This is a genomic window from Cryobacterium sp. TMT2-4 (genome assembly GCF_004402575.1).
Taxonomy (GTDB): Bacteria; Actinomycetota; Actinomycetes; order Actinomycetales; family Microbacteriaceae; genus Cryobacterium; species Cryobacterium sandaracinum.
In genome coordinates this window covers 12,078-34,850 of sequence record NZ_SOGE01000015.1, presented here as the reverse complement: position 1 = coordinate 34,850, position 22,773 = coordinate 12,078, and the positions used below count along the sequence as shown (strand labels likewise).

The 22,773-nt window shown below is 68.4% G+C and carries 20 protein-coding genes; 9 read left to right on the top strand and 11 right to left on the bottom strand.

Annotation, left to right across the window (positions count from 1 at the left end; genetic code table 11):
- Positions 1 to 14 precede the first annotated feature (14 nt).
- Together E3O54_RS04880 and truB are read right to left on the bottom strand one after the other, a co-directional pair.
- A complete protein-coding gene (locus E3O54_RS04880) occupies positions 15 to 383 on the bottom strand; it encodes a hypothetical protein (RefSeq protein WP_134401055.1) in 369 nt (122 codons plus the stop codon).
- Complete coding sequence (gene truB / locus E3O54_RS04875) at positions 380 to 1,357, bottom strand: tRNA pseudouridine(55) synthase TruB (protein ID WP_134401058.1); 978 nt, start codon at positions 1,355 to 1,357, stop codon at positions 380 to 382. The genes E3O54_RS04880 and truB overlap by 4 nt, the downstream gene beginning before the upstream one ends.
- 129 nt (positions 1,358 to 1,486) lie before the next feature.
- Here truB and E3O54_RS04870 point away from each other — a divergent pair, with 129 nt between their 5' ends.
- Entirely contained in the window at positions 1,487 to 2,491 is a 1,005-nt protein-coding gene (locus E3O54_RS04870) for a ketopantoate reductase family protein (protein WP_104100261.1), read from the top strand.
- Positions 2,492 to 2,520: 29 nt separating this feature from the next.
- Here E3O54_RS04870 and E3O54_RS04865 read toward each other — a convergent pair whose 3' ends face one another.
- The gene (locus E3O54_RS04865) at positions 2,521 to 3,177 is read right to left on the bottom strand and encodes a hypothetical protein (RefSeq protein ID WP_134401054.1); all 657 of its coding nucleotides are present in this window, start codon (positions 3,175 to 3,177) and stop codon (positions 2,521 to 2,523) included.
- Positions 3,178 to 3,256: 79 nt separating this feature from the next.
- Between E3O54_RS04865 and E3O54_RS04860 the strand changes: the two genes are divergently transcribed.
- Entirely contained in the window at positions 3,257 to 4,111 is an 855-nt protein-coding gene (locus E3O54_RS04860; protein ID WP_166784823.1) for an A/G-specific adenine glycosylase, read from the top strand.
- Between the two features lie 101 nt (positions 4,112 to 4,212).
- Here the strand turns inward: E3O54_RS04860 and rbfA are convergent, their stop codons facing one another.
- The 4 genes from rbfA to nusA all read right to left on the bottom strand — a co-directional run bounded on the left by rbfA (position 4,213) and on the right by nusA (position 9,056).
- Positions 4,213 to 4,743, bottom strand: coding sequence for a 30S ribosome-binding factor RbfA (rbfA, locus tag E3O54_RS04855; protein ID WP_134401053.1), 531 nt, complete (start codon positions 4,741 to 4,743; stop codon positions 4,213 to 4,215).
- 98 nt (positions 4,744 to 4,841) lie between these two features.
- Positions 4,842 to 7,700: a translation initiation factor IF-2 gene (gene infB, locus E3O54_RS04850; RefSeq protein WP_134401052.1), complete on the bottom strand. Its 2,859-nt coding sequence runs from the start codon at positions 7,698 to 7,700 to the stop codon at positions 4,842 to 4,844.
- Between the two features lie 76 nt (positions 7,701 to 7,776).
- A complete protein-coding gene (locus E3O54_RS04845; protein ID WP_134401051.1) occupies positions 7,777 to 8,034 on the bottom strand; it encodes a YlxR family protein in 258 nt (85 codons plus the stop codon).
- Between the two features lie 8 nt (positions 8,035 to 8,042).
- Positions 8,043 to 9,056: a transcription termination factor NusA gene (gene nusA, locus E3O54_RS04840; protein WP_134401050.1), complete on the bottom strand. Its 1,014-nt coding sequence runs from the start codon at positions 9,054 to 9,056 to the stop codon at positions 8,043 to 8,045.
- 155 nt (positions 9,057 to 9,211) lie between these two features.
- Between nusA and E3O54_RS04835 the strand changes: the two genes are divergently transcribed.
- Positions 9,212 to 10,033: a DUF1206 domain-containing protein gene (locus E3O54_RS04835; protein ID WP_134343307.1), complete on the top strand. Its 822-nt coding sequence runs from the start codon at positions 9,212 to 9,214 to the stop codon at positions 10,031 to 10,033.
- A gap of 21 nt (positions 10,034 to 10,054) precedes the next feature.
- Here the strand turns inward: E3O54_RS04835 and E3O54_RS04830 are convergent, their stop codons facing one another.
- Positions 10,055 to 11,806, bottom strand: a complete 1,752-nt coding sequence (locus tag E3O54_RS04830) for a proline--tRNA ligase (protein WP_134401057.1) — start codon at positions 11,804 to 11,806, stop codon at positions 10,055 to 10,057.
- Between the two features lie 647 nt (positions 11,807 to 12,453).
- The gene (gene ispG, locus E3O54_RS04825) at positions 12,454 to 13,614 is read right to left on the bottom strand and encodes a flavodoxin-dependent (E)-4-hydroxy-3-methylbut-2-enyl-diphosphate synthase (RefSeq protein ID WP_174720143.1); all 1,161 of its coding nucleotides are present in this window, start codon (positions 13,612 to 13,614) and stop codon (positions 12,454 to 12,456) included.
- A 141-nt stretch (positions 13,615 to 13,755) separates the two neighbouring features.
- On the opposite strand from ispG, the gene E3O54_RS04820 reads away from it, so the two are divergent.
- Complete coding sequence (locus E3O54_RS04820) at positions 13,756 to 14,955, top strand: acetyl-CoA C-acetyltransferase (protein WP_104100269.1); 1,200 nt, start codon at positions 13,756 to 13,758, stop codon at positions 14,953 to 14,955.
- 149 nt (positions 14,956 to 15,104) lie between these two features.
- Here the strand turns inward: E3O54_RS04820 and E3O54_RS04815 are convergent, their stop codons facing one another.
- Positions 15,105 to 16,484 (bottom strand): RIP metalloprotease, encoded by a 1,380-nt coding sequence (locus E3O54_RS04815; protein ID WP_166784821.1) that lies wholly within the window; start codon positions 16,482 to 16,484, stop codon positions 15,105 to 15,107.
- A gap of 96 nt (positions 16,485 to 16,580) precedes the next feature.
- Between E3O54_RS04815 and E3O54_RS04810 the strand changes: the two genes are divergently transcribed.
- From E3O54_RS04810 to E3O54_RS04800, 3 genes are read left to right on the top strand one after another with little or no spacing between them, the layout of a single operon-like run.
- On the top strand, positions 16,581 to 17,939 hold the full coding sequence (locus E3O54_RS04810; protein WP_347232583.1) for a serine/threonine-protein kinase: 1,359 nt from the start codon (positions 16,581 to 16,583) through the stop codon (positions 17,937 to 17,939).
- Entirely contained in the window at positions 17,936 to 18,367 is a 432-nt protein-coding gene (locus E3O54_RS04805) for a hypothetical protein (RefSeq protein WP_104100271.1), read from the top strand. The genes E3O54_RS04810 and E3O54_RS04805 overlap by 4 nt, the downstream gene beginning before the upstream one ends.
- Positions 18,368 to 18,392: 25 nt before the next feature.
- Positions 18,393 to 19,322: a hypothetical protein gene (locus E3O54_RS04800; protein WP_104100272.1), complete on the top strand. Its 930-nt coding sequence runs from the start codon at positions 18,393 to 18,395 to the stop codon at positions 19,320 to 19,322.
- An 18-nt stretch (positions 19,323 to 19,340) separates the two neighbouring features.
- On the opposite strand, the gene dxr is transcribed toward E3O54_RS04800, so the two are convergent.
- Complete coding sequence (gene dxr / locus E3O54_RS04795; protein WP_104100273.1) at positions 19,341 to 20,423, bottom strand: 1-deoxy-D-xylulose-5-phosphate reductoisomerase; 1,083 nt, start codon at positions 20,421 to 20,423, stop codon at positions 19,341 to 19,343.
- Positions 20,424 to 20,488: 65 nt separating this feature from the next.
- Between dxr and E3O54_RS04790 the strand changes: the two genes are divergently transcribed.
- Complete coding sequence (locus E3O54_RS04790) at positions 20,489 to 21,283, top strand: 1-acyl-sn-glycerol-3-phosphate acyltransferase (RefSeq protein WP_104100274.1); 795 nt, start codon at positions 20,489 to 20,491, stop codon at positions 21,281 to 21,283.
- A gap of 76 nt (positions 21,284 to 21,359) precedes the next feature.
- Positions 21,360 to 22,697 carry an aminotransferase class III-fold pyridoxal phosphate-dependent enzyme gene (locus E3O54_RS04785; RefSeq protein WP_104100275.1) on the top strand — a complete coding sequence of 446 codons (1,338 nt, stop codon included), beginning with the start codon at positions 21,360 to 21,362 and terminating at the stop codon, positions 22,695 to 22,697.
- Positions 22,698 to 22,773: the final 76 nt, after the last annotated feature.

Sequence of the window (22,773 nt, the reverse complement as noted above, 5' to 3'; positions counted from 1 at the left end):
CTCGGCCCTGAATCTCACAGGCCCTGGACGGTCCAGATCTGCCACATGCGGTAGACCATCACGGCGACGGCCAGCCCGGCGACGCCCAAGATGACCGTGCTCCAGCGGCTACGTTCGATCAGCGCCCAGGCTGCGGCGGCCACGGGCACGAGAATTGCGCTGATCAGGTAGGTGTAGAACTCGAGCAGGCTGCCGGTCGCGGTGTTGCCCGTGAGCGGGGCGACGATCGCGACGACGAGTTGCACGATCAGCAGTAGCTCCACGAGCGCGGTGGCACCCATGGTGAGGTCGCTGGGTTTGCGCCCGGCCAGGCCGAGGGCGATGCAGAGTAGGCCGGCGAGGGTGGCCACGGCCAACTGGAGCCACATGAACCACTCGATCATGCGGTGGCCTTCGGGGCTGCCACGGTTTGCGCGGCATCGGCGACCTGATCAAGCGGGAAGTTGAGCAGGGACTTGGCGTAGTCGCCGCGGTACTCGACCAGGCCGACCAGCCGGCCGTCCGGCGCGACCGCGGCCACCGGGCCGGCCGGAACCGCCGTGCCGGCTTCGGCGTCGGTGCCGACTGCGCCGTCCACCGCGATGCGCTTGCCGTGTCCGAGGTCGATGGCCTGCTGCTCTGTCAGGTCGAGGCGTCCCAGGATGCGCGTGGCGGCATCCGTCGGGCCGATCAGTCCGGCAGCGACGTCGAGTTCGGCGAGCGGCTGGGCCATGTCGATGCCGAACGGGCCGATCCGGGTTCGGCGCAAGCTGGTGAGGTGGCCGCCGACATCGAGGGCGGCGCCGAGGTCGCGGGCCAGCGCCCGGATGTACGTGCCGGAGGAGCACTCCACCCGCACCTCGAGGTCGAGGAAGCCGTCGCCCGGGGTCAGGGAGAGCAACTCGAACGCGCTCACGGTGACGGGGCGGGCCGGCAGGTCCACCTCCTCGCCGGCGCGCACCCGGGCGTAGGCGCGCTTGCCGTCGATCTTGATGGCGCTGACGGAGCTGGGCCGCTGCGTGATGGCGCCGGTGAGGGCGCCGATTCCGGCCGCGACGGCTTTCGGCGTGACGGCGGCCACGGCGTCGACGGATGCCCGCGCCAGCTCTTCACCCTCGGCGTCGTCGGTCGTCGTCGACGTACCCAGTCGAATTGTTGCCAGGTATTCCTTGTCGAGGCCGACGACGTACGTCAGCAGGCGGGTGGAACTGTTGATTCCGAGGATCAGCAGGCCGGTGGCCATCGGGTCCAGCGTGCCGGCATGGCCGACCTTGCGGGTGCCGGCCAGGCGGCGGGTGCGGGCGACGGCGTCGTGGCTGGTCCAGCCCTGGGGCTTGTCGACCAGGAGGAGTCCGCTGACGGTGGTGCCGACCTTCATCGACCGCTGCCCGGGCGTCCGTTCGACTATCGGTTCGCTGGCTGGCCCGCCGGATGCTTCGTTCATTCTTGACATGGTATCCGGCCCCGGTCCGGCGCTGACCCATCGGGCGCGACCTAGGCTGGGGGGATGAATATTGCGGTGATCGGAGCCGGCGCCCTCGGCGGCACGTTCGCGACCCTGCTCGCCCGGGCCGGTCATACGGTGACCGTGACGGCGCGCGGACCGGCGCTGGCGGCCATCCGGGCCGAGGGGATTTCACTGACCGGGGCCTTCGGAACCGTACGCCAGCATCCGCTCGCGCTCGAACGTCTGGCCCGGACCCCGCAGCTGACGCTCGTCTGCACCAAGGCCCAGGATGCGGCTGCGGCCATCGGCGAGAACGCCCGGGTGCTCGACGGCTCCCCCGTGATCGTCGTGCAGAACGGCCTCGACGGGGTGCTCACGGCGGGCTCTCTGCTGCCCCGCTCGGACTGCTTCGGCGCCCTGTCGATCATCGCGGCGAATTACGCGGCACCCGGCCAGGTGACGATCACAACCGCCGCGCCCACCTATCTGGGCCGGGGAACCGGCGCCGCGGATGCCGCCACGCTCGCCTGGCGGGACGTGCTCGCCGGCGCCGTGCCCACCGTCGCCCTCGACAACTTCGTCGGTGCCCAGTGGACCAAACTCGTCGTCAACATGCTCAACGCACTACCCGCGATCACCGGGATGAGCGTTCAGAATGTCATCGACCACGCCGGGCTGCGCCGCGTGATGACCGAGAGCATGCGCGAGACCGTGGAGGTGGGGATGAAGCGCGGGGTGCGTTACGGCAGCCTGCAGGGGCTCGGCGACCGGCCGTTGAGAGCCTTCTCGCGGCTGCCGCCGGCCCTCGGCCAGGTGCTGCCGCTGAGGCTGAAGGCCCGCATGGGCGACGTGCCGAACCTGGGTTCGACGCAGCAGAGCCTGAAGCGCGGGCAGCTCACCGAGGTCGACTTTCTCAACGGCGCGGTGGTGCGGGAAGCCGCCCTGGCCGGCGTGCGGGCGCCCGTGAACGAGCTGCTGACAACTCTCGTGCACGAGGTTGAGGCACGCGGGGTGTCGCTGGCCCCGTACGACGTGCTCGAGCGGTTCGCGGCGCTCCGCCGATGACCGTCACGACCCGTGACCCAAGACCCCGATCAGCAGCTGTCGAGGAACACACGGCGCGGGTCGGCCGGGTTGCTCACGTCGACGATGGCCGTGGCCCGGCTGCGCGGACGCACCTCGCCGCGGTACAGCCGGTCGGCGACCTCGTGCTCGGTGACCATGCCGGTATCCTCGGCACCGCCTGGTCCGAAGCGCACCGCGTCCGCCTCGGTCTCCACCATAACGCTGTACGACCACAGGTCGCGCAACTCCTTGCGGTTCAGGTACTCGCCGTCGAGAATCAGCGTGGCGTCGGACGGCCCGGTCAGCCAGGTGGGCTGGATCCAGGCATCCCGGTCGGCGTCGAACGCTCGGGTGACGAAACCGGTGCTGCCACCCAGCCGGAACGGGTCGAGCAGCACGCGCCGCAGCAGCGAGAAGTCGTACAGGTGGCGCAGCAGCCGCTCGGGAGATTCCGGGCCGAAGCGCTCCTGCTCCGCGCGCGACCGCCGGAAATCGCGCAGGGAGGCTGAGAACACCGGATGCTCCCGCTCATCGAACACGGCGGCCAGGTCGTCGGCGAAAGCGGCGCGCTCCGCGACATCCGTGCCGTCGATGGCGACGACCGTGCGACCGAGACCGTAGACGCCAAGGATTTCGGTCGCGAGTTCCCGCAGGAACTCGATCCGGGGAGTGGAGGCAAGCTTCATCTTTCGAGCCTAGGTTAGAACGGTGAATGCCACGCTCACGCTTGCTCCTGCAGCCGGCTCCCCTGCCCTCAGCCTCGCCATCAACGCCTGGTTCCGGGGCAATGCTCGCGACCTGCCCTGGCGCCGGCACGGCTTCGGCGCCTGGGGCGTGCTGGTGAGCGAGTTCATGCTGCAGCAGACCCCGGTGAACCGGGTGATTCCCCGCCTTGCGGAGTGGCTCGAGCGCTGGCCGACCCCGGGGGACCTCGCGGCGGTCCCGCCCGGCGAGGCGGTGCGGGCCTGGGCAAACCTGGGCTACCCTCGCCGCGCTCTGTGGCTCCACGCGGCCGCGGTGGAGATCACCGAGCGGCACGATGGGGTGGTCCCCGCCGACGTCGACGCTTTGCTGGCCCTCAGCGGGATCGGCGACTACACGGCCAGGGCGGTCGCCGCGTTCGCTTACGGCCTGCGGCATCCGGTCGTCGACACCAACACCCGGCGCGTCATCGCGCGCGCCGTGGCCGGCCAGGCCGAACCGGCCCCACCCAGCCGCACCCGCGACCTTGACGCCATGAGCGCGCTGCTCCCACTTCCCGTGAGCGACGCCGCCGTATTCAACGCCGGCATGATGGAGCTGGGCGCCGTGGTCTGCACCGCCAGGATCCCCCGGTGCGATGACTGCCCCATCCGCGCCGCCTGCGCCTGGCGCCTGGCGGACTACCCGCCCTATTCCGGCCCGCGCAAAGCCGTGCAGAAGAAGTTCGAGGGCAGCGACCGAAAGGTGCGCGGCTTGATCATGGCCGAGCTTCGCGCCACCCGGCACCCGGTGACGGATGCCGAGATCACCGACCTGTGGGCCGACTCACCCCAGCGTGACCGGGCCTTGGCGGGCTTGCTGTCCGACGGCCTCGCCATTGCCACGGCGCCCGGCGAGTACACCCTGCCGCAGGAATAAGCCTCTTCGGGCGCGAGAAAAGCCGAACCGGCCCGCACACCGCTGACGGGTGATGCGGGCCGGCACGGCCGGCCGGTCACTGACCGGCAGGTGTTGCTTCCTTACTTCTGCAAATCCGACCCGGCGGGAACTTCGGCGTGTTGGCCGCCCCCGGGCTGCACCTCGTCGTCTTCCTCGTCGTCGCCTTCGTCTTCGTCGTCGTCGTCGTCGTATTCGCGCGGCTTGACATAGGGGTCCTCGTCGCCGGCATACTTCGCCGTGCGAGCCTGCTCCTCGACCTGCGTGTCGCGCTCGCGCGCCTCACGCAGCAGGTCGTCGATCAGGGCCGCGTTCTCCGGGATGGCGTCCGCGATGAATTCGAGCGACGGCGTCAGCCGGGCGGTGATGTTCTTGCCGACCTCGCTCCTCAGCATGCCGGTAGCCGCCTTGAGCGCTGTCGCGCTGTCGGCTCGTTCCTCCGCCGAACCGTAAACCGTGTAGAACACCGAGGCGTGCTGCAGGTCACCGGTCACCTTCACGTCGGTGATGGTCACGAAGCCGAGCCTCGGATCGCGGAGTCCGCGTTCGATGCGCTTGGCCACGATGACCTTGATGCGGTCGGCCATTTTCCTGGCGCGTGCCGGATCTGCCATGGTCTAACTCCTATTGTCGAAAAATTACCGAAGGTGCGGGCCCCGCCGCGTTCGAGTTCAGGAACCCAGCGAAACCCACACCCATCATCCGTACGTCCTTAGACCCGCGGCTTTTCCTTCATTTCGATCGTCTCGATTTCGTCACCGATCTGGATGTCGTTGAACTTGCCCAGGCCGATACCACACTCGAAGTCCGTACGGACCTCGGTGACATCGTCCTTGAACCGGCGCAGTGACTCGATGCCCAGGTTGTCTCCCACGACGACACCGTTGCGGATTACCCGCGCCTTGGCGTTTCTCGTGATGACGCCCGACCGTACGATGACGCCGGCGACGTTTCCGAACTTGGAGGAGCTGAACACCTCGCGGATCTCGGCGACACCACTCTGCACCTCTTCGAACTCGGGCTTGAGCATTCCCTTGAGGGAGTTCTCGATGTCCTCGAGTGCGTTGTAGATGACCGAGTAAAAGCGCACATCCACGCCTTCACGGGCTGCGCGTTCGCGTGCCTTCGTGTCGGGGCGCACGTTGAAGCCGATGATGATGGCGTTGTCGACGGTGGCGAGGTTGACGTCGCTTTCCGTGACCGCACCGACTCCGCGGTGGATGATGCGCAGCTGAACCGAATCGTCGACCTCGATCTTGAGCAGCGACTCTTCCAGGGCTTCAACAGCACCGGAAACGTCACCCTTGATGATGAGGTTGAGTGATTCAACCTTGCCCTCTTCGAGTGCACGGGTGAAGTCTTCGAGGCTGATCCGCTTGCGGGCCTTGGCCAGCAGGGCGTTGCGCTCGGCGGCTTCGCGCTTCTCGGCGATCTGACGAGCCGTGCGGTCTTCCTGAATCACCAGGAAGGTGTCGCCTGCACGCGGCACGCTGGAGAGGCCCTGAACCTGGACGGCACGGGACGGGGTTGCGGCGAGCACGGGCACGCCGTTCTCGTCTGCCATCGCACGAACGCGGCCGTAGGCCGTGCCCGCCACGATGGAGTCCCCGACGTTCAGTGTTCCCGACTGGATGAGCACGGTCGCCACGGCGCCACGCCCCTTGTCGAGGCGAGCCTCGATGGCCACGCCGCGAGCGTCCTTGTCCGGGTTGGCCCGCATGTCGAGACCGGCGTCAGCGGTGAGGAGCACGGCGTTCAGGACTTCCTGGATGCCGGTGCCCTGCTTCGCCGACACGTCGACGAACATGACGTCTCCACCGTATTCTTCGGCGACGAGACCGAACTCGGTGAGCTGCTGGCGCACCTTCTGCGGGTTGGCGCCGGGCTTGTCGATCTTGTTGACTGCAACCACGATCGGCACGTTGGCGGCCTGGGCGTGGTTGAGCGCCTCAATCGTCTGCGGCATGATGCCGTCGTCCGCCGCGACCACGAGGATCGCAATGTCCGTCACCTGGGCACCACGGGCACGCATGGCGGTGAACGCCTCATGGCCCGGTGTGTCGATAAAGGTGATGGCGCGTTCAATGCCCTCGTGTTCGGTGATGACCTGGTAGGCACCGATGTGCTGCGTGATGCCGCCGGCTTCGCCCGCGGCCACCTTCGCGTTACGAATGGCGTCCAGGAGCGCGGTCTTGCCGTGGTCGACGTGACCCATGACGGTGACGACGGGGGGACGGGCGACAAGCTCGTCATCCGTCTCGTCTTCCAGCTCCTGGTCGATGTCGATGTCGAAGGCGAGCAGCAGCTCGCGGTCTTCGTCGTCCGGAGAGACCATCTGAATCTTGTAACCGAGCTCGGAGCCGAGAACGTCGAACGTGGCCTCGTCGAGCGACTCGGTTGCCGTGGCCATCTCACCGAGGTGGAACAGGACCGTGACCAGGTTTCCGGGGCTCGCGTCGATCTTGTCGGCGAAGTCCGTGATGGACGCACCGCGGCGCAGACGCACCACGGTTCCGCCGTCGCCGCGGGGTACGCTCACGCCACCCAGCGACGGAGCCTCGCGCAGCTCAAACTCTGCTCTCTTCGTCCGCTTGGACTTGCGGGCCTTGTTCTTGCCGCCACCGCGACCGAACGCGCCAGCGGTTCCGCCGCCGGGGCCGCGACCGCGACCTCCGGCGCCGCCACCACCGGCAGGACGGGGCGGGCCGAAGCCGGGGGCTCCGGCCGGGGCGCCACCAGGACGCTGGAAGCCGGGGCGTGCGCCGCCGGCACCACCCGGAGCGCCACCGGGACGCTGGAACGCACCCGGACGCTGACCGAAACCAGTCGGGCGCGGGGCCTGCCCGGGTCCACCCGGACGAGGTGCACCGGGGCGCGGGGCCGCGGGGCGCGGAATGTTACTGGGCGAAGACGTGGACGGCGGGCGCTGACCCATGCCCTGCGCGCTCGCAAACGGGTTGTTGCCGGGACGCGGACTCGGGGTCTTGCCCATGCCCTGGTTGCTGGCGAACGGATTGTTGCCCGGACGAGCCGCCGGCGGCTTCGGCACGGACGCACCGGGCTTGGCTGCGCCCGAAGCGCCACCCGCGGTCTTGGCGACCGGGGCATCCGTCGCGGACACGGTCTCGGTGACGATCGCGGCAGCCGCAGCCTTTGCGGCAGCCGCAGCCTTCTCTGCAGCCTGAGCCTGACGCTCGGCGACTGTGAGCGGGGCAGTCGGCATCGGCGGGGCGTCCGCGGCGGGAGCAACCGCTGCTGGGACCTCGACGACGGGACGTACACCCGGCTTGACGGCCAGCTTGGCCGGGGACGGACGTACGCCGCCCGGCTTTGCGGGGGTTGTCGCGGCAACGGGGGTGGCGGCGGCTGGGGCTGTAGCAGTGGCGGCGGAAGCCGCGGTGCTGGAGCCATCGGCCGCCAGGGCGGCGCGCAGACGGCGCGCTACCGGGGGTTCAACGCTACTGGACGGGCCCTTGACGAACTCGCCCATCTCTTTCAATTTAGCAAGGGCAACCTTGCTGTCGACGCCGAGCTCGCTAGCGATCTCGTGTACGCGTGGTTTCGCAGCCACAATTCTCCTGTTCCGGGTCTGCACCCGGAAAGGGGCAGACCGTTAGTAACGGACGGGTCTCATTTCGAGCCGCTCATTAGTTATCCATAAGCCTGTTCAGCCTGTTCTCTAGTTGATTCGCGTCCATTGAACTGGTCACGCGAAGGGCACGCCCGAAAGCGTGTCGCCGCAGTGCGTCCCGGAAGCACGCGGTAGTGGGATGCAGCCACGCGCCTCGCCCAGGCAGAGTGGCGGTTTCATCCACCACGAGTTCCGATTCTTGGGCTACAACCCTCAGAAGTGAGGATCGCGGAGCGCGCAAACGGCATCCAATGCACGTTCTAACGGGATTCATCGTACCCCCTATTCCGTGTCCTCCAGAATGCTGTCCGGCTGAATGTCGATTTTCGCACCCGTGAGCTTGGCCGCGAGGCGCGCATTCTGACCTTCCTTGCCGATCGCCAGCGACAGCTGGTAGTCGGGAACGAGGGCTCGGACGGCCTTGATCGATTCGTCGATCACGTAGGAACTGGTGACCTTGGCCGGCGACAGTGCGCTGGCGACGAAGGTGGCCAGGTCTGGCGAGTAGTCGACGATGTCGATCTTCTCGTTGTTGAGCTCCACGGTGACGGCGCGCACGCGCTGGCCGAGTTCGCCGATGCAGGCGCCCTTGGCATTGACGCCGGGCTCCGTGGCGCGAACGGCCATTTTGGTGCGGTGACCGGCCTCACGGGCAAGCGAGACGATTTCGACGACGCCGCTGGCGATCTCCGGCACCTCGAGGGCGAAGAGGCGACGCACCAGCGAAGGGTGCGTGCGGGACACCGTGATCTGCGGGCCTTTGAGGCCCTTGCCGACGGCAGTGACATAGACGCGAATGCGCTGTCCGTGCACGTAGCTCTCGCTCGGCACCTGCTCTTCGGGCGGCAGGATCGCCTCGATCGTGCCCAAGTCGACGTGGATCATGCGCGGGTTCGGACCCTGCTGGATGATCCCGGCGACGATCTCACCCTCGCGGCCCTTGAATTCACCGAGCACAGCGTCATCGGCCAGGTCGCGCAGACGCTGGTTGATGACCTGCTTGGCCGCGAAGGCCGCGATGCGACCGAAGTCGGTGGGGTTGTCGACGGCTTCGCCGACGACGTTGCCCTCTTCGTCGTGTTCGGGCACAAAAATGTCGACGTGGCCGGTCTTGCGGTCGAGGACGACGCGCGCTACCGGCTCTTCCTCGACGACCTGCTTCGTGGAGACTTCACCCTGCTGGGTGTGCTTCACGTAGGCCGTCAGAATTGCTTGCTCAATGATCCGCACGAGTTCCTCGAAGGGAATCTCTTTCTCGCGCTCCAACTGCCGCAACACGCTGAGGTCGATGTCCATGGCCGGCCTCCTCTATTCAGATCTTGCCGCCGCGAAACTGCGCAGCGGGCTCGTCCTAGATTAGCCGAATCCCCGGACGCCCGTCACCCGACCCAGGCCCGTCCCGCGCCGAAACTGCCTTCCCCTCGGCCCGAGCGCGGCGCTACGCTGGGCGGATGGCCGCCGATTCCGTATCCGACAACGCTCACCACGCTGCACGCACCGTCGAGGGCAGCCGCACCTTCCAACTTCTGGCCCGCGCCGGTTATGCGGTGAACGGCCTGCTTCACATCATGATCGGCGCCATCGCAATCAGCGTGGCAACGGGCGCCGGTGGCGAGTCGGCAGACCAGTCTGGCGCGCTCGGGCAGCTGGCCCAAACCCCCGGCGGCGTGTTCGTGCTCTGGACGGTGGTTCTCGGCCTGGCCTCGCTCGGCCTCTGGTATCTGGTACAGGTGTTCCTTGAACCCGCCCAAGATCCGAAACGCAAGTGGGCCCACCGCGCCGTCCTGATCGGCAAGGGTGTCGTCTTCCTGTTCATCGCGGGGACGGCGTTCACGTTCGCCCGCGGAGCCTCGGCAAGCTCGTCGGAAACAGCCAGCGACTCGACCGCGAGACTGCTGTCGATTCCCGGGGGCGTCGTGCTGCTCTTCGTCGCCGGCCTGGCCGTGGTCGTGATCGGCGGCGTCTTCGTTCACCGCGGCGCCAGCCATGGCTTCACCGACAGCATCACGGTGCCCGGCGGCCCGGCCGGCACGGTGGTCGTCATCCTCGGAACCGTGGGCTACATAGCGGAGGGCATCGCGCTGGCCGCCGTGGGCATCCTTTTCACCGTGGCGGCTTTCACGCTCGACCCGGAGAAGGCCACCGGCATGGACGGTGCGCTGAAATCACTCGTGGCGCTGCCGTTCGGGGTGGCGATCCTGGTGCTGGTCGGCGCCGGAGTGATCGCTTATGGCGTGTACTGCTTCGCCCAGGCGCGGCTCGCCCGCCTCTGAACCTTCAGCCGGGCCGGGCGCTCAGGCGAAGCTGGCGGCCAGTTCGGCAATGGCCACCTGGGTGCGCCCACCGGTGCGACGGTCCCAGAGTTCCACGATGCCGTCGGCGGCGCCACGGCCCACGATGACGATGACGGGGATGCCGATCAGTTCCGCGTCGCCGAACTTGACGCCCGGCGACACCTTGCGGCGGTCGTCGTAGAGCACGTCGCGCTGGGTGCTCTCCAGCATGGCGACAACGGTTTCGGCAGTCTCGAAGACGACATCGTCCCGGCCGGTGGCGATCACGTGCACGTCGAACGGCGCGACCGTCTCGGGCCAGATCAGCCCCTTCGGGTCGTTGTTGAGTTCGGCGATGGTGGCGAGGATGCGGGTGACGCCGATGCCGTAGGAACCCATCGTGACCGTGACGAGCTTGCCGTTCTCGTCGAGAACCTTGAGGCCGAGCGCCTCAGCGTACTTTCGGCCGAGTTGGAAAACGTGGCCGATCTCCATGCCGCGGGCCAGCTCCACCGGGCCGGAGCCGTCGGGCGCGGGATCGCCGACGCGAACCTCGGCGGCCTCGATGGTGCCGCCCAGCGCGAAATCCCGGCCGGCGACGAGACCGAAGACGTGGCGGTCGGGCTCGTTCGCGCCCGTGATCCACTCGGTGCCCTCCACGACGCGCGGGTCAACCAGAAAACGGATGCCGGTGGTCGACTTCTCACCGAACACCGCTCCGTTCGCGCTCCAGGGTCCGATGTAGCCCTTGACCAGCCCGGGGAACTTGGCAAAGTCCGTTTCGTTCGCGGCCTCGACCTCGGCGGGGGTGACGGCCACCTCGACGCGCTTGAGGTCCACCCCGCGGTCGCCGGGGAGGCCGATCACGAGGAGTTCACGGGTGCCGTCGGGTTGGATGAGCGCGAGGACGACGTTCTTGAGGGTGTCCGCGGCGGTCCAGGCGCGGCCGTCGGGACGCGGATGATCGCTGTTGGCCCGGTCGACCAGGGTCTGGATGGTGGGGGTGCCCGGGGTGTCGAAGACCTCGGCGGCGGGGAAGCCAGCCCAATCGATCGATGGCGGGACGACCGTGCGGAACGCCTCGATGTTGGCCGCGTAGCCGCCGGCCGAGCGTACGAAGGTGTCTTCGCCGACCGGGGTCGGGTGCAGGAACTCTTCGCTCTTGGAGCCGCCCATTGCGCCGGCATCCGCCTGAACGATGACGTACTCGAGGCCGAGCCGGGTGAAGATGCGCTCGTAGGCGTCGCGCTGAGCCTGGTAGCTCGTGTCGAGGCCGGCATCCGTGTAGTCGAAGGAGTAGGCATCCTTCATCGTGAATTCGCGGCCGCGCAGCAGCCCGCCGCGGGACCGGGCCTCGTCGCGGTACTTGTCCTGGATCTGGAAGATCGACAGGGGCAGGTCCTTGTAGGAACTGTAGAGGTCCTTCACGAGGAGTGTGAAGACCTCTTCGTGGGTGGGGGCGAGGAGCAAGTCGCTGCCCTTGCGGTCCGTGAGCCGGAAGAGGCCGTCGCCGTATTCGTCCCAGCGGCCCGTGATCTCGTAGGGTTCCCGCGGCAGCAGGGCCGGGAAGTGCACCTCGAAGGCGCCGGCCGCGGCCATCTCCTCGCGCACGATCGTCTCGATCTTGGCCTTGACGCGCAGACCGATCGGCAGCCACGCGAAGATTCCGGGGGCTTGGCGGCGGATGTAGCCGGCGCGCACCAGCAGGCGGTGGCTGGTGACCTCGGCGTCCGAGGGGTCTTCGCGGAGGGTACGGAGGAAGTAGTTGGACATACGAATAGGCACTCACCCACTTTACGGCGCGCGGACAGACGTCGCGGCGCACCCGGTGGACGCCGGCACCTGTTCCGCGGTCCGCCGGATTCCACAACCCGCGCCGCGAACCGTCTTGACCGAGGTGCCGCCAGCGGCGGTCGCACCAGCGGCGGTCGCGCCAGCGGCGGTCGCGCTCGCCGAGACCTGGCGACCCGACGTGCGGAGGCCCCCGCCCCGGGCATCCGTTGCGGCCGGTCGCTAACCTCGGAGATTTTCGCAACACGCCGCACAATACGGCGCCAAAACCGGTGTGTCTCAAAAATTCCCGCGTTTACGTGACAACGGATGCCCATGACGAGTGTGCGCGGCTGGCCCAGCGACGCACCGCGACGCCGAATGACCGCACGTTCCGGCCGACGAGTCCTTCCCATCAGAGCCCCGGCAGTTTCCCTCTCCCGAACGAATTCGACGGAGATTCTGCCGGAATCGGCCCTAGAGCCCGCGAAAAGTCCCCACTACGTGAAAATCTCCGTCGAATTGGTTCAACGCTGGTACGGTGCTCCACCTGTGATGAACGTCATGCACGCGGCGCCTGAGATCTGATCTCCCGGACGCGACGCGACGCGACCCAGCGAATGGGACTCGCTGGACTCGTTGGATCTCGACTAGTTGGAGCCGACCGTCACGACGGGGGCGCCGAGGGAGTCTTCGCTCGGCGGCATCTCGGCGGCCATCCGGTTGGCCTCCTCGATCAGGGTCGCGACGATCTCCGACTCCGGCACGGTCTTGATGACCTCGCCGCGCACAAAGATCTGGCCCTTGCCGTTACCCGACGCCACGCCGAGGTCGGCGTCGCGGGCCTCGCCCGGTCCGTTAACGACACAACCCATCACGGCAACCCGGAGCGGCACGGTCATGCCCTCGAGGCCGTCGGTGACGTCGTTGGCGAGCTTGTACACGTCGACTTGGGCGCGACCGCAACTCGGGCAGGACACGATCTCCAGCTTGCGCTCGCGCAGGTTCAGCGACTGCAGGATCTGCAGGCCCACCTTGATCTCCTCGGCCGGGGGCGCGCTCAGCGACACCCGGATGGTGTCACCGATGCCTTCGCCGAGCAGGATACCGAACGCCGTGGCGCTCTTGATGGTGCCTTGGAACGACGGTCCGGCCTCGGTGACGCCGAGGTGCAGGGGCCAGTCGCCGCGTTCGGCGAGCAGCCGGTAGGCCTTGACCATGATCACCGGGTCGTTGTGCTTGACGGAGATCTTGAAGTCGTGGAAGTCGTGTTCCTCGAACAGGCTGGCTTCCCAGACGGCGCTCTCGACGAGCGCCTCCGGGGTGGCCTTGCCGTACTTCTGCAGCAGGCTCGGCTCGAGCGAGCCGGCGTTGACGCCGATGCGGAGGGAGACGCCGGCTGCTTTGGCCGCGGCGGCGATCTTGCCGACCTGGTCGTCGAACTTGCGGATGTTTCCCGGGTTGACGCGCACGGCGGCACAGCCGGCGTCGATCGCGGCGAACACGTAGCTCGGCTGGAAGTGGATGTCGGCGATGACCGGGATCTGGCTCTTCATCGCGATGATCGGCAGCACCTCGGCGTCGTCGCGGCTGGGCACGGCGACGCGCACGATGTCGCAGCCGGATGCCGTCAGCTCGGCAATCTGCTGCAGGGTCGCGTTGATGTTCGTGGTCGGTGTCGTCGTCATCGACTGCACGCTCACGCGCGCGTCGCCGCCGACGAGTACCTTGCCGACCTTGATCTGACGCGTCTTGCGACGCGGAGCGAGAACTTCAGGTACTTTGGGCATTCCCAGGTTGATTGCAGCCACGGCGACAGCTTACGCGGCGAGACCGGGCGAAATCTGAACGGATGCCGGATGACTCCCGACGGTCGGGGCCACCGCCGGAACGCATCGCCACCCCTACCCGATCGGCCCTCGGCCCGATCGGTCTTCTGAAGGAGATCCGCTATGAACCACAGTGCCGTGAACAGCAGCGACGTCGTCATCCTCGCGGGCTCGCGCACACCGCAGGGTCGGGTGAACGGGCAGCTCTCAGGCCTCACCGCCGTGCAGCTGGGAACCGCTGCCATCACCGGGGCGCTCGCCCGCGCCGGCGTGACACCCGATCAGGTGCAGTTCGTGCTTATGGGCCAGGTCCTGCAGGCCGGCTCCGGCCAGAACCCGGCCCGGCAGAGCGCGATCGGCGCCGGCATCCCGTGGAACGTTCCGGCAATGACACTGAACAAGGTGTGCCTCTCGGGGTTGGCCGCCGTGATCGACGCGGCCCGGATCATCCGTCTCGGTGAAGCGGATGTCGTCGTGGCCGGCGGCCAGGAATCGATGTCGAACGCCCCGCACCTGCTGCCCGGCTCGCGCACGGGCTGGGCCTACGGCAGCGTCACCATGCTTGACCACGCCGCCAGCGACGGGCTGACGGATGCTTTCGACGGCCTCTCTATGGGCCTTTCCACCGAGCATGTCAACGGGCGGCTCGGCCTGCTTCGGGCGGACCAGGATGCCATCGCGGCCGCCTCGCATCAGCGCGCCGCCGCCGCCGTCGAGAACGGCGTCTTCGACGACGAGATCACCCCGATCAGCGTTCCGCAGCGGAAGGGCGAGCCGCTCCTGGTCGCCACGGACGAGGGTGTGCGCGGCGACAGCACCACGCAGACGCTGGGCCGGCTGCGCCCGGCCTTCACCGAGGACGGCACCGTCACGGCCGGCAACTCGTCGCCGCTGAGCGACGGTGCCAGCGCCCTCGTGCTGTGCAGCCGCCGCTTCGCCGACGACAATGAGCTCAGCTGGCTGGCGGTGGTGGAGTCCTCCGGCCAGGTCGCCGGACCCGACAACTCGCTGCACTCACAGCCGGCGAACGCGATCCACCGCGCGTTGGAGCGCCAGGGCTGGGCGGCCAACGAGCTCGACCTGGTCGAGATCAATGAGGCCTTCGCCGCGGTGTCGCTCGAATCGACCCGGGAGCTCGGCCTCTCCCCCGAGCAGGTCAACATCCACGGCGGCGCGATCGCCCTCGGGCATCCGATCGGGGCCTCGGGCGGCCGCCTCGCGCTGCACGCGGCGCTTGAGCTGGCCCGGCGCGGCACCGGTAAGGCCGCCGTCGCCCTCTGCGGCGGCGGCGGCCAGGGTGAGGCGCTGCTGCTCTCGCGCTAACGCCCGTACCGGACGCCGCTCGCAGACGCCGAGAGTCGCCGTTTTTGCCCAGTTGACCTGGCGGAACGGCGACTCTCGGCATTTTCGGCGAATCTCGGCGAATCTCGCCGGGCAGAGCCGCGGGGAGCTGCGCCGGGACGCGCCGCGGATCAGCCGAAGATGTTGATCGGTTTGACGATGTCCGCGTAGATCAGCAGCAGGCTCATGGCGCCGAGCACCACCACGACGGCGAAGGTGAGCGGCATCAGTTTCGCCGTGTCGACGGGGCCCGGGTCGGGGCGTCTGAACAGCTTGGCGATCTGACGCCGCAACCCTTCCCAGAGCGCGCCGGCGACGTGTCCGCCGTCGAGCGGCATCAGCGGCACCAGGTTGAACACGAACAGGGCCACGTTGAGCGAGGCCAGGAGCCCCAGCATGCTCGCGATCTTGCTGTTCACCGGGATGGCGTCGATGCTGGCGATCTCGCCGGCGACGCGGCCGACCCCGACCACACTGATCGGGCCGTTGGGGTCGCGCTCCCCCGGTCCGAAGGCCGCGTTGGCGATATCGATCATGCGCTGCGGCAGGTTCGCGATCATGTGCACGACCGCGCCGATGTTCTCGCCCACCGCGGGCAGCACGGCGGTCGCCGGCTGCGGCACGAACTCGCCAGCCGGGCCGATTCCGACGAAGCCGACCTCCTGAGTCCTCGGCTCGCCGGCGGCATCCTCTTCGATCTCGCCGTCGGCATCGCTCACGTAGCGTTCGGTGAGTTTCGGGGTGATGGTCAGGGTCTGCTGGGTGCCGTTGCGTTCGACGACGGTGGCAAGCGGGATGCCCGGCGACTCGCGAATGATCTCGGTGGACTGGTCCCAGCTGTCGATCGGGGTGCCGTTCATGCTGACCAGGCGGTCGCCCGGCTGCAGGCCGGCCGCGGCGCCGGGCGCCTTCTCGTCGGTCGGTTCGCAGGTCTGCCGGGTGCTCGTGGCCGGCAGCACGCACTCGGACACGCTGCCGACGCTGGTGCTGGCCTGGGCCGTTCCGAAGCCCATCAGGAGCACGGCGAAGAGCACGACCGCGATGAGGAGATTCATCGTGGGCCCGCCGAGCATGATGATGACACGCTTGAAGACGGGCAGGCGGTAGAACGCGCGGTGCTCCTCGCCCTCACCGATGGTGTCGGCGCTGGACTGGCGGGCGTCGTCGACCATGGTGGCCATGGCGCCGGGCTTCTTCTCCGGTTCACCCTCCTGCACCAGCTGGTTGAAGAAGCCAGTGCTGGATGCCTGCACTCTGCCGCCCTTTTTGGCGGGCGGGAACATGCCGATCATGGCGATGTAGCCGCCGAGCGGGATGGCCTTCACGCCGTACTCGGTCTCGCCCTTGCGACGGGACCATAGGGTGGGCCCGAAACCGATCATGTACTGGGTGACCTTGACGCCGAAGAGCTTGGCGGGAAGCAGGTGCCCGATCTCGTGCAGGCCGATGGACAGGGCAAGGCCGACCACGACGATCAGAACGCCCAGAATATACAGCAGCACGGTTTCCACAGTCGTAGATTACCCACTCCACCCTGCGAGGGCGCTGGCTGTTCCCCCTGCAAGGTGTGGTTTGCTTGACTTTACGGATCCACGAGGAGGTTCCCTCTGTCCAAGCCACACGCCGTCGGTCCCATCGGCATCAGCCTGGCCGACCGTTTTCGTATCGACGCTCTGCTCGGAACGGGCGGGATGGCATCCGTTTACCGGGCCACCGACCTCTTTCTGGGGCGTACGGTCGCCGTGAAGCTGTTCCGTCTCGACACGGCCGACGACGCCGGGCCCGAGCGCCAGAGCGGCGAGGTCACGGTGCTCGCGAGCCTCAACCACTTCGCCCTGGTCACCCTGTTCGACGCCGGCACGGCCGTGATCGACGGAGTCTCGCGCACTTACATCGTGATGGAGCTCGTGGACGGCACGGACCTGCGCAGCAAGATCGCCGACGGGGCCCTGCACCCCGACGAGGTGGCAGCCATGGGCGCCGACCTCGCGGAGGCGCTGCACTACGTGCACGCGCGGGGCATCATCCACCGCGACATCAAGCCCGCGAACGTGCTGCTCGCACCGTCGGGCTTCCCCGGCCGCGCCATGCATGCCAAACTCGCCGACTTCGGCATTGCCCGTCTCTTCGACGCGACCCGCCTCACGGCGACCGGGTCTCTGCTCGGCACGGCCGGCTACCTCAGCCCCGAACAGGCACTCGGCAACACCATCGGCCCGCCCAGCGACGTCTACTCGCTCGGACTCGTGCTGCTCGAATGCCTCACTGGCGAGCGCGCCTTCACCGGAACGGCGATCGAATCGGCAATGGCCAGGCTGCAGCGGCAGCCGCACATCCCGGCCCATCTCGGCCAGCGCTGGGCCGCTGTTCTGGGCGGCATGACCATCCGCGAGCCGGCCGACCGACTCAGCGCGGGTGACGCAGCCGTGCAGCTGCGACGCCTGGTCAGCGGGGAGAACGTCGCCGATGTCACCGCAGTCACCGTGGCAATGGGGGCTCCGGGGGCCACCGAGCTTCTGGAACCCACCGCCGATCTGGGCGCCAACGAGCTGTTGGAGCCCACTGCCGTCCTGGGCGCCACCGAAACCCTCGAGCCCACCGCGGCCCTCAGGGCCGCGACCCTCGAGCCGACTGCGGTTCTGGCCGTCACGAAGGTCATCACTGCCCCGAAACCCGGCGCGGATTCCCCCACCGAGTTTCTGACGCCGGCCGGCGCTCCGGCCCGCTCACCGGGCCGCGCGGCGGAACGGTCCCCGGGTAGCGCCCGTGGCACCACCATCGCTCCCGCGTGGCGCCGGCCCCGAGTGCTCGCCTCGCTCGGAGTCCTGGCCGCGCTCATTCTGCTCGCCGTGGTGGTCTTCACCCCGCGGGTGGCTGAACCGGCCACGCCCGCCGCTACCTACCCGGCCGTCGACGGCTCCCTCGGCACCAATCTGAAGCGACTCCAGGAAAGCGTGACGCCATGATGCCTCGGGCCCGCCTAACACTCGCACTGGCCGCGGTCACGCTCGTCGCGTCCACCCTGACCGGGTGCGGGAGCACACCTCCCGACCTGCAGCAGAGCACCGCAACCGAGTTGCAGGCCGGTGTGCGGAACGTCACAGCGGCCGCCGCGGCCGGCGACTTCGAGGCCGCCCAGGCCTCGCTCGAGGCCGTCCAGGCCGACCTGCTGACCGCGGCCGCGGCGGACGGGGTGAGCGCCGCCCGTGCTGCCGACATCCAGTCAGCCCTCAACCTGGTGTCCGCGGACCTGACCGCCGCGATCGAGGCGAGCAAGCCGGAGCCGACCGTGGCCCCGGTTCCAGCCCCGAGCCCGACGTCCGTTGACAACGGCAACGACAAGGACGACGGTAAATGCAAGAAGAACGACGACGGCTGCGACGACGAGGACTAGCGTCGGCCTCAATTCAGGAGGATACATGCCCCAGCAACTGATCGTCGGCGCCGGCATGGTCGGACGACCGCTCGCCGAGCGTCTGATGATTCGAGGAGACCAGGTGACCGTCGGAACACGCTCCGGCGCGGCGGCACCCGGGGTAGAATCTGTCGTGCTGAACGCGAGCGACGCCCAGACCTTCACCCGGGCGGCAACCGGCATGTCGACGATCTTTCTGTGCATCAACCCGCGGTACACCGACTGGCCCACCCAGTGGCCGCCGGTCATCGACGCGGCGCTGACGGCGGCATCCGTCACCGGCGCCCGCCTGGTGATGATGGGCAATCTCTACCCGTACGGGTCTCCGACCGGGCCGATGACCGAGCATTCGCCGGAAACGACCACCGAGACGAAGGGGCTCGTGCGCAAGGAGCTCTGGCACCGGGTGAGGGACGCGCACGACCGCGGCGAGATTCGGGCCGTCGAGGTGCGGGCGAGCGATTATTTCGGGCCGGGCGTCGTCGGCACTGCGCATCTCGACGACCGGTTCTTCAGAGCCATCCTGGAATCGAAGACCGCCCGGGTCGTGGGCCGGCCCGGGCGCGTGCACAGCTGGAGCTACCTGCCCGACATCGTGACAACTCTCGTGGCCGCCGCCGACTACCGGGGCGACTGGGGCCGCCTCTGGCATGTGCCGAGCACGGCCATCACCCGTGACGACATCGCCGCCCAGCTCAACCGCCGCTACGGCACGCACGGCACGGTGGCGGGCTACCCGCAGTGGCTGCTCAAATCGCTCGGCGCGCTGAACCCGATGATGCACGAGATCTGGGCCTCGAGCTATCAGCTCAGGGTGCCGTACATCATCGATTCCGCCGAAACCGAGCGCGAGCTCGGCGTCGGCAAGACCCCGTGGCCGGATGCCCTCGCCGCCACCGCGGACAGTTACCGCAGCTCAGGCGACACGGCCTAAGCTGCGTGGCCGGCTTTCTCAGCGGGCGAGGAGCTTGTCCGCCGCGGCGCGGGCCCACGCCTCGGCGCCGACGAGCGACTCGCGTGTGAGCGGGCCGTCCTGCTCGTGCCGTTCGACGACACGCTGGATGGTGTCGACGATGTCCAGAAACCCGATGGTGCCGGCGTGGAAAGCTGCCACGGCCTGCTCGTTCGCCGCGTTGAACACCGCGGGGTAGGTGCCGCCCGCGCGCCCGACCTGCTTGGCCAGGTCGACGGCCGGGAAAGCCGTCGTGTCGAGGGGCTCGAAGGTCCAGTCCTGCGGGATGGTCCAGTCGATCGGGGTGCCGACCGCCGCGACGCGGTTCGGCCAGTCCAGCCCGAGCGAGATCGGCAGACGCATATCCGGCGGGGACGCCTGGGCGATCGTCGATCCGTCGATGAATTCCACCATGGAGTGCACGACGGACTGCGGGTGCACGACCACATCGATGCGCTCGTATTCCACGTCGAAGAGCAGGTGCGCTTCGATCACCTCGAGGCCCTTGTTGACGAGGGTGGACGAGTTGGTCGTGACGACGAGCCCCATCTCCCAGGTAGGGTGCGCGAGCGCCTCGGCCGGCGTGACGTCGGCGAGCTGCCCGCGTCGTCGGCCACGGAACGGGCCCCCGGATGCCGTCAGCACCAGGCGTCGCACCTCGCCGGCCGTTCCCGAGCGGAGCGCCTGCGCGATGGCGGAGTGCTCGGAGTCGACGGGCACGATCTGTCCCGGCGCCGCCAGCGACTTCACCAGGTCGCCGCCGACGATGAGCGATTCCTTGTTGGCCAGGGCCAGCGTGCGACCGGCTCGCAGGGCGGCGAGAGTCGGCCCGAGGCCCACCGAGCCCGTGATGCCGTTGAGCACCACGTCGGCCTCGACGTCGCGCACGAGCTCTTCGGCCTCGTCCGCGCCGAGCGCCGTGTGCTCGACCTCGAACTCGGCGGCCTGCGCCTCGAGCATCGTCCTGTTGTTGCCGGCGGAGAGCCCGACCACCTCGAACCGGGTGGGGTTGGCCTTGATCACATCGAGGGCCTGGGTTCCGATCGAGCCGGTCGACCCGAGAATTACAACTCGTCTGCGCATCCTGCAATTTTAGGTGGCGCCGCCGCCTTTCGTGGCGGGGCGGGCCGTGGCGGTAGGGTCCAAGGATGACCGGTTCCAAAGAAGATTCCCAGGATGCAACTCCCGTCGACCTGTCGGCGGAGGAATCGGAGCGCACGAAGCGCCCCGGATTCGTCTACTTTCTCGGTTACGGCATCATGGCGCCGATCGCCCGGCTGGTATTCCGCCCCACCATCATCGGCCGGGATAACATCCCGCGCAGCGGCCGCGTCATCCTGGCCAGCAACCACCTGTCGTTCATCGACAGCATCGTGATTCCGCTGGTCGCACCTCGGCGCGTGCAGTTCCTGGCCAAGTCCACCTACTTCACCGGCACCGGGTTCACGGGTTTCGTCTCGCGCACCTTCTTCACCTCGATCGGAGCGGTCGGGGTCGAACGCGGCGCGGGGCAGGCCGCCCAGGACGCTCTCGACGCCGGCCGCAACATCCTCGAATCCGACAGCGCGTTCGCGATCTACCCGGAGGGAACCCGTTCCCTCGACGGCCGCCTGTACAAGGGCCGCACGGGCGTGGCATGGCTCGCCCTCACCACGGGGGCCGTCGTGGTTCCGGTCGGGCTGATCGGCACACAGGAGATCCAGCCGGTGGGAGCGAAATTCCCGCGCATCCGCAAGGTCACGGTCACCTTTGGCGAGCCCCTCGACCTGAGCCGCCACGGTTCCGCCGAGTCCGGCAAGGCACGGCGCGGCGCGACCGACGAGATCATGGCCGCGATCCACGCCCTGTCCCGTCAGGAATTGGCCGGCCGGTACAACGAGTCGCCGCCCTCGGGAACCCTGCAAAAGATCGCCGACCGGGTCTTCCCGCGCGAACGCGTCTAGCCGCTTTCGGACCGGCCGAGCCGAGCATCCGTCGCCCGGAAACACCGCGGAAACGGGCGCGACCTAAGCTGGGGTCATGTCTGACACGTATTCGGTACCCCAGGAGCGCAAGCTCGTCACCGCCCTTCCCGGCCCCAAGTCGGTCGAATTGCAGGAACGCCGCCTGCGCGCGGTTTCCCGCGGTGCGGGCACGCTGGCGAACATCTATATGGATCACGGAGCGGGAGCGATCCTCGTCGACGTCGACGGCAACCAGATCATCGACCTCGGCTGCGGCATCGGCGTGACCACCATCGGTCACGCGAACGACGAGGTGGCCGCGGCCGCCGCGGCGCAGGCCGCCAAGCTCACCCACACCCTGTTCACCGTCACCCCGTACGAGAACTACGTGGCCGTCGCGGAGAAGCTCGCCGAGATCACCCCCGGCGACTTCGAGAAGCGCTCCATCCTGGTGAACACCGGCGCGGAAGCCGTCGAGAACGCCGTGAAGATCGCCCGCAAGTTCACCGGCCGGCGCGCCATCGTTGCGCTCGACCACGCGTTCCACGGTCGCACCAACCTGACCATGGCGATGACTTACCGCCCCTGGCCCGAGCGCGCCGGAATGGGACCGTTCCCCGGCGAGATCTACAGCGTGCCGACCAGCTACCCCTACCGTGACGGCCTGACCGGCGAAGAAGCCGCCGAGAAGACCATCGACTACATCAACACCCACATCGGCGCCACCGAGATCGCGGCCTTCTTCATCGAGCCGATCCAGGGCGACGGCGGCATCGTCATCCCCGCCCCCGGATTCTTCAAGCGCCTGAGCGAATTCTGCACCGAGCACGGCATCGTCTTCGTCTCCGACGAGATCCAGGCCGGCATCGCCCGCACCGGCGCCTGGTACGGCATCGAGCACCACAACGTGGTGCCGGACCTCGTCACCACCGCCAAGGGCATCGCCGGCGGATTCCCGCTCGCCGCCGTCACCGGCCGCGCCGACATCATGGACTCTGTGCAGCCCGGCGGCATCGGCGGAACCTTCGGCGGCAACCCGGTCTCGACCGCGGCCGCCCTCGCCGTCTTCGACCTGATCGAGCGAGACGACCTCCTCGGCGAGGCGCGGCGCGTCGAGAAGGCCCTCTGGGCACGCATCGGCGACTGGCCGAAGCGGTTCGCGGTCGTGGGCGACGTGCGCGGCAAGGGTGCGATGTTCGGGGTGGAGCTCGTTCACCCGGGCACGAACACACCGTACCCCGAGGCTCTCACCGCGATCATCAAGCACGCGACCACCAACGGCGTCATCGTGCTGGATGCCGGCAGCTGGGACTCGGTGCTGCGCATCATGCCGTCGGTCGTCATCTCCGAGGCGCTGATCGACGATGCCGCCTCCGTTATCGAGGAAACCCTCGCCGCCTTGTCCGGCCCGTAGCACCGATAGAACCCCGGGTAGGTGGCGGCGAGCGTGCGGCGGAAGCCGTCTGATCGCCGCCGCAGGGAGCACGGCC